The 13,531-nt window shown below is 76.9% G+C and carries 6 protein-coding genes; all 6 read right to left on the reverse strand.

Features of this window, described 5'->3' with window-relative positions; translation table 11 throughout:
• Positions 1-93 precede the first annotated feature (93 nt).
• The 6 genes from POL72_RS05780 to POL72_RS05805 all read right to left on the reverse strand — a co-directional run bounded on the left by POL72_RS05780 (position 94) and on the right by POL72_RS05805 (position 13,485).
• Entirely contained in the window at positions 94-1,017 is a 924-nt protein-coding gene (locus POL72_RS05780) for an MYXO-CTERM sorting domain-containing protein (protein WP_272094009.1), read from the reverse strand.
• Between the two features lie 138 nt (positions 1,018-1,155).
• On the reverse strand, positions 1,156-1,758 hold the full coding sequence (locus POL72_RS05785; RefSeq protein ID WP_272094010.1) for a hypothetical protein: 603 nt from the start codon (positions 1,756-1,758) through the stop codon (positions 1,156-1,158).
• Positions 1,759-1,816: 58 nt separating this feature from the next.
• On the reverse strand, positions 1,817-5,152 hold the full coding sequence (locus tag POL72_RS05790; protein WP_272094011.1) for an amino acid adenylation domain-containing protein: 3,336 nt from the start codon (positions 5,150-5,152) through the stop codon (positions 1,817-1,819).
• Positions 5,153-5,299: 147 nt separating this feature from the next.
• Positions 5,300-8,515, reverse strand: a complete 3,216-nt coding sequence (locus tag POL72_RS05795) for a hypothetical protein (RefSeq protein ID WP_272094012.1) — start codon at positions 8,513-8,515, stop codon at positions 5,300-5,302.
• Positions 8,516-8,691: 176 nt separating this feature from the next.
• The gene (locus tag POL72_RS05800; protein WP_272094013.1) at positions 8,692-10,134 is read right to left on the reverse strand and encodes an FHA and sigma-54 interaction domain-containing protein; all 1,443 of its coding nucleotides are present in this window, start codon (positions 10,132-10,134) and stop codon (positions 8,692-8,694) included.
• A 162-nt stretch (positions 10,135-10,296) separates the two neighbouring features.
• Positions 10,297-13,485 carry a hypothetical protein gene (locus POL72_RS05805; RefSeq protein ID WP_272094014.1) on the reverse strand — a complete coding sequence of 1,063 codons (3,189 nt, stop codon included), beginning with the start codon at positions 13,483-13,485 and terminating at the stop codon, positions 10,297-10,299.
• Between the last annotated feature and the right edge of the window lie 46 nt (positions 13,486-13,531).

Here is a 13,531-nt window from a genome sequence, read left to right on the forward strand (position 1 = left end):
TGTGCTGCAGGCGCGGCCGGCCGAGGCCGCGCGCGAAACGTCCAGCACAGAGGCTGCCTCGCTCGATCCCGGGCGCTCGCGGCGCGGGCGCTGTCAGGCGCGGCGCGCGCGGCGCTCGCCGCGCCTTCGCGCGAGCGCGGCGGCCGCGCCGAGGGCGACGAGCGGCAGGGCGAGGGGCGTCGCGGCCTCGTCGGGCGAGAGCCGGCAGCCGCAGCCGCCCTGCTTGGGCTCCACCGGCGGCGGCGCCTCGGTGGGCGGCGCGTCGTCGATGGGCGCCTCCGCCTCGGCGGCGCCTTCCGCGGGCGCGCCCTCGGACGCCTCTTCCTTGGCGGGCTCGTCGCTCTTCTCGGCCTCGGCCTTGCCCGCCTTGTCGTCCTTCTTTTTCTTCTCGCCGCTGAAGACGATCGCGCGGCGATCGATGACGGGGTTGTCGCCCTGGAGGGTGATCTTCTGCTTCTGCCCCATCTGCACGCCGTCGCTCGCGCGCTTGATCACGAGCTCGTACTCGCCGGCCTCGAAGCCCCGATCGCGCCGGAGGACGAAGTCGAACTTGGTGATCGCGAAGATCTTGCCGCTGCCGTCGGAGAAGCCGACGTCCATGCTCTCGTTGATCGACTGCTGGTTCTGGAGCGGGATGCGGACGAGGATCGGCGTCTCGGGCGACTTGTCGGTGAGCGCTCGCTCGTAGTGCACCATCGGCGTGAACGAGAACAGCATCGGGATGTGCCCGAGGTGCGGCATCGCTCCGTAGTTCATCGTCATCTTGAGCTTCCATCGGCCGTCGTCCTCCTTGGGCGAGCGGTCGACGATGGTGACGGTGCCCGCCGCATGCGCCGCGCTCGCGGGCAGCCACGCCCCGATCAGCGCGAGCGCGGCGGCGACCACGCGCGCGGCGAGGAAGAGGCGGCGCGCCGCGCCGGGCTGGGTCGCGGCGGGGCGGGCGTGAGGACGCTCGGCGCGCGGACGCCGCGCGCCGAGCTGAGACAGGGGACCGGTTCGAGATCGGGCGGTTCGCATACGCGGCACGCTACCAGGGATTTCGCGGCAACGAGACGCGGACGAAGAGGGCCGGCGGCGCGGATGAAGAGGGCCGGCGGCGCGGACGAGAAGATCACCGCCAGCGTGGACGAGACGGCGACCGCCAGCGCGCGGGGCTCAGTCCGGGAACCAGAGCAGCGCGTCGGAGGTGGGCTTGTAACAGGCCTGGCGGCCCGCCTCCTCGTTGTCGGTGCAGCTCGCGTTCTCGAGGCAGTCGATGATCTCGTAACGGCCGGTGGCGTTGTAGATGGTGGTGAACATCGCGCGCTGGGCCCCCTCGAGCTTGCTGAACGCGCTCTTGCACGCGGGGACGGGCACCCTCTCGCAGCGGGCCATGCGCGCGCAGCGGGACTCGATGACCTGCGCCGCCGTGGGCTCGTCCGGGTTGAGCTTGACGGCCACCTCGTCGTTGCACTCCAGGATGATCTGGCTCCGGTCCGGCGAGCTCTCGGTGGCGGCCTCCATGCGGCGCGAGAAGCAGCTCGTCATCGCGCGGAGGTACGTGGGCGACGCGGTCGGGTAGGCGGCCTTGCACGCGTTGAGGTGCTCCCAGGATGCGCCGGCGCGCTGGAGCTTGGCGAGCGCGGCGCACCACTCGGCCTGGGCTGCGATGACACCGTCGCGATCGGGGAAGCTGGTGGGCCGCTCAGAGCAAGCGTTCAGCTCGAGCATCGACGCAGCCACCGCGATCGGCAGGGCCAAGGATCGAAGGGCGGGCATGGGCGGACCCTAGCACGAGAGCCCCGCCGACGCGGAATCTCCGGATACCCACCGCCCGTCATGGCCGGTTTGGCAGAAGCTCGCAGCGGAGCCTCGCGCCCCCGCCGCCGCGGAGGGCGGCGGCGGCGGCGGCGCCGGGGCCGAAGACCACACCGAGGTCCAGCCCACCCCGGGCCGCGGCGCGGATCTCGATCGCCTCGACGCACAGGGCGCCGGGGCCGCCGGCGAGCAGCGCGGCGCCGGGGGCATCCCCGTCGAACAGCGGCGCCCCGCTCCTCGAGGCCACCCGCAGCGCGGCGGGCAGCTCGGCGATGAACCGGTGCGACGGTCGCGCGCCGCCGCAGCCGCCGGCGCCCATCTCCGCGAGCGACGCGAGGGTCCCGAGCGGCTCGAGCGGGCCGACCTCGCCACGGGCGACGTCGATCGGCCCTGCGACGACCTCCCCCGAAGCGACGGAGTAGCCGATGAGGGCCACGCCAGGAACGTCGAGCCGGCGTCCCAGGGTGAGGCGGGCGCCCGCAAGCTCCGGGACACGCGCGAGCCCGAAGGCCGGGAAGGTGCCCTGCCGCACCGCGACGACGAAGCTGCGCCTTCCGGCGTCGAGGGCGAGCAGCTCGCCGCCCGGCAGCTCGACCGCGGCGGCGATCGTGCCGGCGTGGTCGAACGGCAGGAGCGCAGGCGGCTCGGCGCCCGCGCGGACGCGGAGGCCGCGCCGCCCCTGCGGCCCGCTCGCGTCGAACAGCAGCAGGAGATCCGCAGGCGCCCTGGCGCCGGGCGCGAGCAGCACGGGGACAGCATCGCCGGACACCACGCCGAGCGAGCCGTCGCGGAGCGACAGGCGGCGCGGCGCTTCGGCGCGCGCGAACGGAAGGAGCACGCTCGCGGTGAAGGTGCCGTCGCGGAGCGCGCCCAGGGGAGAGGACGGGGCGGTCGACAGCGAGACGACCGGGAGCTCGCCGCCGGTCAGACGGGCCGTCGCGGGCTCGCCGCCTGCCGCGGGCATGCCCCGGGGAGCGCGGCGATCGGGGAGGCGACCCGAGGGGCGCGGCGCCGGGGCGGCCGGCGGCGATGGGAAGGAGGACGGGTCGTCGTCGAGGCGGCAGGAAACGAGCGGCGGAGGGGAGGCGCGGAGCGCTGGGTTCGCCGCAGGAGCGAAGGGCGGCGCGCTGCGCGGCGAGGGCGGAGGGCCGCCCCAGCCGAGGCGGACGAGGCCGTGCTCACCCATCGCGCAGCCGATCGGGGAGCACGCGAAGGGGGCGCCCTCGTCGAAGGGAGGCTCGATCTGGCGTGCGGGCGGGCCCTCGGCCGGGCGCCACGAGCGGCCGCCGTCGGTCGACTCGAAGAAGGCCGGCGGGTCGTCGCCGGTGGCGGCGAGCGCGAACCGCCCGCCGACGACGACGTTCTGGACGCCGGCCGGGAGGGGAAAGACGGTGACGCCGCCGCGCGCGTCGATGCGCAGGCCGGCGATGCGGCCGCCGCGGCGGCGCGAGAGCAGCGGCTCCGCTCGACGGGCGCGCGCGGGAGAGCCCGCCTCCGGCAGCGCATCGCGGGCGGGCGAGACGCCGTCGACCTCCTCGGGCAGGTGCAGCCAGCCGCGCACGGCGCCGTCGTCGTCCTCCCAGAAATCGGTGTCGATGAGGCGCGGCGATGCGGCATCGCCGGACCCCGGGAAGGCGCCGCCCACGAGCGCCGGCAAGGCGCCGCCCGCGAGCGCCGGGTCGCGATCGCGCACGCGGACCACGCGGACGCCTTCGGGTGGACCCACAGGACGACGTTCGCGCCCGCTCACGGGAGGGCCGGGGGGCGACCTCCGCGGCGCGCCGTCCTCCTCCTCGATCTCGGAGGTCCGGCGCCCTTCCTCTTCGTCCTCCTCGGAGGGCCGCGGCCCCCTCGGCGCCTCCAGCACGAGCGCGGTGACGGTCCCGCGCTCGCCGACGATCCAGCGGTAGAGGCGGTCGGCGTCCTCGCCCTCGATCCGGCGCTCGACCCAGCGGCCGCCGCCGACGCGAACGCACACGCGTGCAACGCCTTGCTCTGCGGGCTCGCGGCTCGCGGCGTCCTCTTGCGGCTCGTCCGGCGCCGGCCGCGCGGAGCGCCGGGGCCATGGCGTCTCGTCGTCCGTCGGGACGACGTCTCCCGGGCTCTCCGGAAAGTCGTGGAGCCCAGGGGGAACGCTGCCGCACCGGCCGATGAAGGCGAGGCGACCGCGGTCGTCGCCGACGAACGCGCCCGGAGAGCTCGCGATCGGATCGGGGCCTCGGCTGCGGGGCGGGAACGTGGCCTCCAGCCGTGGCGCGGAGAGCGTCGTCTCGAGCCTGAGCACCTGGGCGGCCTCGTGCGCGCACGCGAGCAAGACGTCGTCGCCCGACCGGAACGGCTGGCAGCGCGCATAACTCGGGTCGAGGCTCTCGATCTCCGCCTGCGCGAGGGGCTGGGCGGTCGCCGCCGCGAGCACCGCGAGGCCGCCGTCGCGAGCGACGAGCAGCCTGCCGCCAGGGAGGAGAGCGCCGGCGGCCGCGGCCAGCGCGACCCCCGACGGAGCGAGCGCGCGGGCCGAGGTGGTGCCGAGCGGCAGGTCCCGCGCAGGCGGGAGAGAGAGCGAGGCGCTCGGCCCGGACCGCGGCGGAGCGGGCACCGCGGGTACGAGGCCGGCGGCGCTCACGTGGAGCGTGGCGCCGCCCGACGGCCCGAGGAGCGCGACCGATCTGCCGCCGTCCTGCTCCTCGAGGAGCGACGTGGCGAGCCCGCGCGTCTCGAGCACGTCGATCCAGGTGGCGCCCCCGTCGAGGGTGACCGAGGCGCGGCCGACCAGGTCGAGGCGCGCCGCGCGGCGCGCGTCGACGGCCACCGCGTCGACGACGCCCGCGGCGCCGAAGCGGCGAACGGCGAGCGTGGAGGGATCGATCTCGAGGAGCCCCCGATCGCTGCGCAGGAGGATCGTGTCGAGGTACGGCCGCGCGCCGCCGGGAGCGCCGACGTCGGCGATGGGCGCGAGCTCGCCGAGGAAGTCGGCGGCGCGGTAGACGCGGTCCTCGGACCACAGGAGGAACCCGCCCCCGAGGCGCGCCGGGATCGACCGGAACCCGCGGAGCAGCTCGGCCGCGGGGGCGTCGGCGAGCACGACGCCTCCCTCAAGGCGCACGCGGCGCCCTTCGAAGAGCGCGGGCTCCGGGCGGGGCGCGGGCACCCGTTCGTCGGCCCCGGCGGCGTCGAGGAGGACGCCGATGTCCTCGGTGAGGACGTAGCGCGCGGGAGAGAGCGGCAGCGGGTCGGTGAGCGCGGCGGCCCGAGGCTGCGCGGGCCGCGGGGGGCGCTCCGGAGCGGCGCTGCACGCGACGGCGAGGGAGAGCGCGAGGAGCACGCCTGCGCGGGAGGGCATCGCGGCGGCGCTCACGCGACGCATTCTAGACCATCTGGAAATCCACTGCAGGGTGCTCCTGGACGCGCAGACGGTGCGCCGCGAACGCTGCGCCCTCCGCGGCGCCCCGCGCGGTCCGGGGCCGTGCGCCGCGGCCGAGAGGACCGAGAGCGCGCGCTCAGCTCAGCGCGCGCTCACGACCGCCTTGCACTGCACCGGCTGCCGGCTCTCCTGGCCGTACAGGACGAGCGCGAGCGTGCCGCCGCCGGCGCCCTGCGCCGGCTCGCTCCGCCGCGCCGCCGCGGGGCTCGGCCCGCCGCGCCCGCGCCGATCGACGAGCCCGCCGTGCGCGCCGAGCGGTGCCGCGGGTGATGGCCCCGCGAAGCGCGCGATGAGCTTCTTCACGACGCCGGGCGGCTCGTAGAATCCGAGGCCGCCCTCGTAGCGCTCGTCGCGCACGACGAGCTCCACGGCGTCGAGGCACGCGCGTTCGCGCGACCACCGGATCACCGCGACGCCGGCTGTCCCGGCCGCGGTGATCCCCGGCAGCGAGCCGGGCACGAGGCCGATCTCCGTGTCGAACGGCAGGACCACGCGCACCTCTCCGGCGCGCGGCGCGCAGGCGGGGTCGCTGCCCGCGCCGAGCGCGCCGAGCGGGGCGAGGGCTTCCTCGGGGCCCAGGGTGCCGAGCACGGGGTCGACCGGCGAGAGCACCGCGCCGCCGTCTCCCGCCACCGCCACGAAGACGGGCGCGCCCGCGCGCGCGCCTGCGCCGAAGGCGAAGCGCGCCTGCTGCGCCGCCGTCGCGCGCGCGGTGCGCTGCACGTGGAGCTCCCGGATCGCCGGAGGCGGCCCGCCGCCCCCAGGCCGCGAGAGAGGAGCCCCGCCGCGCGCGCCGCGGAAGTCGACCGAGCTCACCGCGAGGCCGTCGTGCCGAGGGCTCAGGAACACCGCGCGCTCGCCGAGATCGACGCCGATCGCAGGCTGGGGGGCGCAGCCGCCGACCGGCCGCGTGACGCGCGCGGCGTCCAGCAGGCCGGCGAGGCACGCCTCCGCCGGGCCGGCCGCGACCGGGGCCACGCGACCGTCGCGATCGATGACGAGCCCGACCTGCGCCTCGTACGGCCGGTACGCGAGCTGGAGCAGCCCGGCGCCCGCGAGGGGCACGGTGGCGCGGTGGATCTCGGCGCGCACGTCGAGCGGCGCGATCCACGCGAGCTCCGCGTCGGCAAAGGAGGGGCCCGGCAGGCCGCCACTGCCCGACAGGCCAACGCTGCCCGACAGGCCAACGTTGAACGACGGCAGCCTCAGCATCCCGAGGGTGCCGAGCCGCAGCGTGCCCGCCATGCGCGACGGCGGCGCGGCGACGGCGCCGAACCCGGACGACTCCGGCACGCGCGCGGCGTCGAGCGGCCCCGCGAAGGTGCAGGCGAGCCGCGCGAGGGGCAGCGGCGCCGGAGGCCGCGCCGCCCTGTCGCGATCGGGCGGGGGCCGCGCAGCAGGGAGCGACTCCGCCAGGGCCGCGCCGGGCGGCGACGCGGCGCGGCCTCCGCCGCCGCGGGAGCGCGGGGCCGACGCCCACCCGAGCCGGAGGAGCGTGCCGAGGCTGCAGCCCACCGCCGAGCAGGCGTTGAGGCGCGCGGCCCCGCCGCCCGGCGGCGGCGCGACGGGCGCCCACCGCTGCCCTCGATCGATCGTCTCGAAGAGCCCGCCGTCCTCGGTCTCGGCGAGCGCGAAGGGGCCCGACGCCGCGATCGAGCGCGCGCGCGCCGGCACGGCGTGGCGGCGCAGCCGACCGGCGGGGTCGATCGTGATCGGCGCGGGATCGGCCGCGTAGCCGTGCACGGGGAGCCAGCCCTCGATGGCGCCGTCCGCGCGCGCGGCGAGCGCGCGCGAGAGCAGCTCCGCCCGCTCGTCGCCGTACGGGGGCCAGAGGAGCGGCGGCTCGCCCCGCGCGAGCCGCACGACGCGCAGCGCGCCGCGCACCTCGACGCGCTCGCCGTCCGGCAGGAACGTGCCGGGGCGCGCGATGAGGGCGACCGCGCCCCCGCTGCGGCGCGGGATCCAGGCGAGGACGTCGCTCGCGTCCGCCGCGTCGAGGCGGTGCTCGACCCAGTCCCCCGGCCCGCGCCGCACGCAGAACACCGCGCTCTGTTGCGTCGCGTCGCCGCCGAGCGCCCCTTGAGAGAGCGCGCGGAGATCGATCCGCGGCCTCGGCGTCCCCTCGCAGGGCCCCACGTAACCGAGCGCCTCGCCGTCGACGCCGACGAAGCGATCGGTCTCCCGCGCCGGCTCGGGCAGGAGCTCGAACGAGCGCTCGACGCGGAGCGCGCGCGCGTCGCTGGAGAGGTCGACGACGCTCGCGCGCTCCGGGCCGGCGCAGACAGCGAGCAGCGCGTCGCTCGCGCGGAACGGCGCGCACTCGCCGCTGCCCGGCGGGAGCGGCGCGACGGACGAGGCGCGGCCGGTGGCGAGGTCGACGCGGCCGATGAGGCCATCCACGGCGAGCGCGGCCCCGCCGTCGGCGAGCGGCAGGCCCGAGGCGACGGCGTCCGCGAGCTGCTCGAACGGCCCGCGGCCGAGCCACCCGGGATCGACGCCGGCCGCCGGCGGCGCGCGCCGCGCGCGGGGCTCGCCGAGGCGACCGCTCGGCTCGACGGCGCGCTCGAGGCCGAAGGCCAGCGAGGCGACGATCTCCTCGCCGCGGACGTCGAGCGCGATCGCATCGCCGAGCTCCGACGTGACGTCGCGGTACGACGCGCCCGCGTCCAGCGTGAGGAGCGCGCGCCCGAAGACGGTCAGGACGAGCGCGCGGCGCTCGCTGGCCGCCGCGGCCGCGACGAGGGACGGCGAGCCGAGCGGCCGCAGCGCGCCGCTCGCGCCCTGGACGACGAAGCTCCCGGCCGCGGTGAGCAGCCCGATGCCGTCCAGCCATGGGAACGCGCTGGCGACGTCGCCCGGCAGGGTCGCGAGCTTGCGGAGCTCCCCGCCGAAGCTCTCGGCGGCGTAGATGTCGCCGCCGCTCCAGAACACGTAGCGCGCGGCGCCGACGGCGCGCGCGCCGGGCCGGGCCCACGCGGGGAACGCCGCGCCGCCGGCGAGCACCACGCGGTCCGCGCCCAGCGGCTCGAGCCGATCGAGGCCGTGAAGCTCGGCGCGCTGGCCGTTGACGATCGCCCTGTCGACCTGCCGGCCGTCGATGACCACGCGTTCGACCAGGCCGAGGTAGGGCTGCGCGACGTACCGGGCCGGGCCGAGCGCGACGGTCGCGGGGGCGCGGGGAGGCGGTTCGAGCGCGGCGTGCGGCGCGGCCGCCGGCTCGGCCGCGCCGCACGCCGCGAGCGCGAGCGCGGCGAGGAGAGGGGCCACGACGTCCAGTCTCAGGCGGGCAGGATCCATCCCGTGCGGTGCTCGGCGCGATCGAGGGCAGGCCGCTCAGCGCCTGCGCAGCAAGAGGCGGTGAGCGGGCATGAGCTGGAGCTGGCGGGTGAGCGGGCTTTCGGTGGTCATGCGGGGAGCGGGGGCGGCCTCGGCGGGCGCGAGCGCAGCCGCTCTGCGCGGCGCCGAGCGCGATGCTACCCGCGAAACGCGTCGGCCTTGAGGTTGTACCGCCTCATCCAGCGGTGCACCTGCACTCGATCTCTTCCCAGCACGCGCGCCACGGCGGCGACGTTCCCCTGGTGCCGCGCGAGCAGATCCCGAAGCACGCTCTCCTCCGGCGTGGTCCTCGGCGGCAGCGGCCCGCCCGGCGCGGACGCCCCGTCCTCCGCGGGCTCCTCGTCGTACTGCGGGTAGACGGTGGCGCGGGAATCCTCCCCGAGCTGGCTCGCGAGGGCAGCGCCCCGGGCCCCGTACGTCTTCATCCGATCGCGGATGATGTCGCTGAGATCCTGGACGCCGAACTCGGCGCCGCGATCCGCGGCGGCCCAGCGCTTCAGGAGCGCCTCGAGCTCCCGCACATTGTAGGGGAAATCGTGGTGGAGCAGGGCCGTCATGGCGACCATGCTGGGCCGGATCTCGGACCGACCGTGGCGCGCCGCGAGCGCGGTGCAGAGCAAGAACATGTCTTCCTTGCGTTCGCGGAGGGGGGGCAGGGTCACGCTGTGCTCGTTCAGACGACCGAACAGATCGGCGCGGAAGGCGCCCGTCTGCTGGAGCTTGTCGAGATCGCGGTGCGTGGCGGCGACGATCCGCACGTCGATCCGCTCGGACTGCGTCCCGCCGAGCGGCGTGAACTCCTTCGACTGGATCACCCGGAGGAGCTTCGCCTGGGCCTCCGCCGGCATGTCCCCGATCTCGTCGAGGAAGAGCGTGCCCTCGTGGGCCGCGCGGAGGATGCCGGCCCTGTCGCGGTCGGCGCCCGAGAACGCGCCGCGCCGGTGCCCGAAGAGCTCCCCCTCGACGAGGGCGGCGGGGATGGCGGCGCAGTTGACGGCCAGGAACGGGCCGCGCCGGCCGCTCCAGTCATGGAGCTGCTGGGCGAAGATCTCCTTTCCAGTCCCGCTCTCACCGCGAATCAGCACCGAGAGCTCGCTGCGCGCGATCTCGTACAGGCTGCGAGCGAGGCTCCGGGTCTGGTACCCGCCCACGATCCGCCCCATCGAGAAGCGCGGCGGCCCCTCCGGCAGCTCCTGCGCCTCGAGGGTCGCGCCGTCGATGCGGTAGCGGGCGTAGCTCTCGACGTCGCGCTCGACGAACTTGAAGATGGCGTCGCCGACCCGGACCTGGTCGAGGTGCGCGATGGGCACCTCCGTGACGAACTCGCCGTTGCAGAGCGTGCCGTTGCGGCCGCCGAGGTCGGTCAGCACCCAGACGCCGCCCCGCCGCTCGATCCGGGCATGATGGCGCGAAGCGCTCCGCGTCGGTACGGACACATCCGCGGTCGGATCGCGGCCGAGGACCGAGCCTTGCTCGAGCACGGGATACGCCGGCCGGAATTGCTCGTAATTGTCGGCGTAGAGCAACACGAGCCCCGCCCCGGCGCTGTCCTGCCGAGAGAACGGAGCACGAATTTGCATTGTCGCTGTACTATCGACGTCCTTCGACCGCTGTGTCCCGTCGCCGTGCATTGCAAATGGTGATGGTACCAACCTATCCGTCCGCAGGGCGCATCATTCGTCCGATCCGATCGTGCTCGCGGAGGGGTCTTCGGACGAGCTGACCCACATCCACGCCGCGCCTCAGCCGTCCTCGGGCCGCGCGCCCACGGAGCACGCGAGGCGCTGGGTCGTTGCCTGCGCTCGCAGCACGCCTTGTCCGGCGCCGGCGCCGCGCCTCTCCTGCCCGCGCGGGGCCGCCCACCGCGCGACCAGCGCCGCGCCCTCCGCGCGCTCACCGCGCCGCCTCGAGTCGGAGGCCGCGAGGTGCAGCGCTTCGAGGCAGACGCGCTCGCGCCCCCAACGCACTTGCGCGAGGCCCTGGTTCCCGAGCGCGAGCGCGGGCAGCGCCCTCCCATCGAGGCGCAGGGAGCGCTCCGGATCGAGCGCAACGAGCGCGCGCCACGCGCCTTTCAGGGCGCGGCAGCGCGCGTCGCTGGCCGCGGTCAGCGTCGCCCAGGGCGCGAGCGCGACCACCTCGCCCACGGTCCCTCCCATGCGGTCCAGCACCGCCGCGCCCGCGATCTCGAGGGCCGAGCCGTCGAGCACCAGCACGCCGGCCTCGCCGTCGTCGCGCCACGCGAGGGTCATCGGCCGGCCCCGGAGCTCCTCGCGGTCGAGCGCCACGAGGCGTGCAGGCCGCCGGGGCTCCGGCGTGTGCTCCTCGATGGCCACGCGGCGCCGGAGCTCGCCGAGCACGAGCGCGCGGCCCGGACCGAGCAGGAGACCCGGGGCCCGCCCCGGCGCGGTGTCCGCATAACCTCGGCGCGGCTCGAACGCCGGGAGCGCCTGCGCGCCCTGCGGGCCGAGCAGCAGCTCGCCCGCCTCGGTGAGGACGAGCAGCCCGACCTCGCCGCTCGCGGCGAGCAGCGGCATCGACGCGCTGCGCTTCCCGCGTTGCCCGCCGCTCAGCGCGAGCTCGGTCGCGTTCAGCCGCAGCGCCTCGCCGCGCAGATCGAACGGCGGGAGGTAGAGCACGCTGTGCGTCCGGACCGCCGCGACCTTCGGGCCCCCCTTTCCCGGCGCCGCGGCGCCCTTGCCCGACGCCGCGCCGTTGGGCGGCGCCTCCTCGGGCGCGGCCTCCTCGGCGGGCGGCGCCTCCTCGGCTGGCCGCGCGGCGCGCCCAGGCGCCGGCGCGTCGGCGACGAGCTCGAGCGTCTCGCCATACGACGTCGGCACGGTCCATTGCTCCGAGCCAGCCTCGGGCGCTGCGCCCGGGCGCAGCGCCGGCAGCTCGATCGGCGCGCAGGAAAGCGACGGCAGCGCTGCCGGCGGCTCCTCGATCCGGCCGGCGCCGCCCACGCAAGCCGCCGCGTCCGCCCCGGCATCGCCCGCGCGGCTCGCCTGCGCCGCCCCGCAGCCGAGGCCCGGCGCGGCGGCGATGGCCGGCGACAGCTCGCCCGCGCCCCAGCCGAGCCGCACCACGCCGCTCAGCGCACACCCGAGCGCGGAGCACCCGCCCTGGAACGACGGCGGCGGCACCGGCGAGCGCCCCGCGGCGCGCCACGTCCGGCCGTGATCGAGCGTCTCGTAGAGCTCCGCGCCGGCCGTGACGAGCACGCCGCGGTCGCCGGTCACCACCATCCCCGCTGGATCCGGCGGCAGGGCGTGCGGCGAGACCGTCCCGTCCTCCGCGATCGTGACGCCCAGGCTCGCCTGCCCGACGGGATCGGGCCACTCGACCGACGACAGCCACCCGTCGACCCCGCCGTCCTCGCGCGCGCGGAAGCGCCTGTCGACGAGCGCCCGTGTCCCGTCGCGCAGGGGCGGCGTCCAGTACCAGCCGGGGAGGTGCCCGCGGAGCTCCACGACCCGCGCGCCCCCCTCGTCGCGGCCCCGCGGCGCCCCGGCCGGCGCTGGCAGCCGCGCGTCTCGCTCGCCCCTCAGCAGCGCGATCGCGCTCCCGTCCCGGCGCGGCGCCCAGCCGACCAGCGTCTGTGACTCGCCGAGCTCGACCGCGTGCTCGACCCAGTCGCCCGGGCCGCGCCGCACGCAGATCCTCGGGTGGATCACGACCTCGCCGTAGCGGCGATCTCGCTCCTCGTCGCTGGCGACCCGCGGCGACGCCGCGCAGCCGCCGACGTAGCCGAGCGCGCCGCCGTCGTCGGCCACGAAGAACCCTTCGTCGCTGAAGGAGCGCTCCATCCGCGGCGCCTCGCCGCGCTCGGAGCGCAGGACGTAGCTGCCGTAGCCGTCGTAATCGTCCCACACGCAGAGGAAGAGCGGCCCGTCCTCCGCGGGCACCGGCGCGCAGCCCAGCCCCTCCGGGAGCCAGCCGGAGAACCGCTCGCGCACCGCGCCCGTGCTCACGTCGATCCGCGCGGCGCCGCCCTCGAACACCCCGAGCGCGGTCCCGTCGGGCAAGAGCGCGCCCGCGGAGACGGCCGCCGCGAGCGGCGCGAGATCGTCGAGGACGGGGGCGTCGCGCGAGGCGGCCTGGGCGCCCGCGAAGTTCAGCTGGAACGACCCGCTCGGCCAGCTCGAGCGGAGGTCGCCGTCGGGCCGACCGAGCGAGCCGTCCGGGAGGACGGCCACGCGCCCGAGCGCCGTGTCGAGCGCGAGCGCATCCGGGGCGACGCTCAGGGCGCGCACGGCGAGCCCGAGCCGCTGGCCGGCATCGATCCACGTCCTGCCGCCGTCCGCCGTCGTCGCGGCGCGGCCGAAGACGTCGAGGCGCGCCGCGCGCGAGGCGTCCAGCGCGGCCAGATCGTGGATGGCCGGCATGTCGAGCGCCCGGCCCCGATCCTCGCCCGGCAGGAGCTCCCGCGGCCCCTGCTCCAGGAAGACCACGACGCCTCGCAGGCCGTTGTGGGCGCCCCGCACCGCGCCGCCGCCGCCGAGCGCCACCTCCGCGAGCGGCCCCGTGAAGCCGCGCGAGCGGAACGCCCTGCGCCGGGTCCAGTGCAGGAAGCCCCCGCCGAGGTGGGGCGCGATCGCGAGCGATCCGACGACGGGGTCGCCGGACGCCCACAGCTCGGCCTCCCACGCCGCCGCGGCGATGCGCCCGTCTCCGCCGAGCTCGATCCGCGCGCCCTCCGTGACGACGCGAGCCGCGACGGCCGCGGCCGGTCCGTCGTGCGTCGCCCGGAACACGCCCTCGGAGAGCGCCTGGAAATAGCGCGCCCCCGCCGGGGCAGCGCTGGCGGCGCCGGTCGCGCCCGGCGCACGCGCGGCCCGAGCAGCCCCCGCGCCGCTCGCCGGGCTCGGCTCGGGCGCACGCGCGCAGGCGGCCGCGAGGAGAGCCGAGATCAGACCGAGGGAGCGCACCAGCATCCGGGGAAAGCACGACGGTATCCGTTGTCGCGCCCCCGTCCAGGGT

The organism is Sorangium aterium (assembly GCF_028368935.1).
Taxonomy (GTDB): domain Bacteria; phylum Myxococcota_A; class Polyangia; order Polyangiales; family Polyangiaceae; genus Sorangium; species Sorangium atrum.

Coding starts and splice junctions, on each gene's coding strand:
- POL72_RS05780 (WP_272094009.1), bottom strand. CDS start 1,017: ATGCGAACCGCCCGATCTCGAACCGGTCCCCTGTCTCAGCTCGGCGCG.
- POL72_RS05785 (WP_272094010.1), bottom strand. CDS start 1,758: ATGCCCGCCCTTCGATCCTTGGCCCTGCCGATCGCGGTGGCTGCGTCG.
- POL72_RS05795 (WP_272094012.1), bottom strand. CDS start 8,515: ATGGATCCTGCCCGCCTGAGACTGGACGTCGTGGCCCCTCTCCTCGCC.
- POL72_RS05800 (WP_272094013.1), bottom strand. CDS start 10,134: ATGCAAATTCGTGCTCCGTTCTCTCGGCAGGACAGCGCCGGGGCGGGG.
- POL72_RS05805 (WP_272094014.1), bottom strand. CDS start 13,485: ATGCTGGTGCGCTCCCTCGGTCTGATCTCGGCTCTCCTCGCGGCCGCC.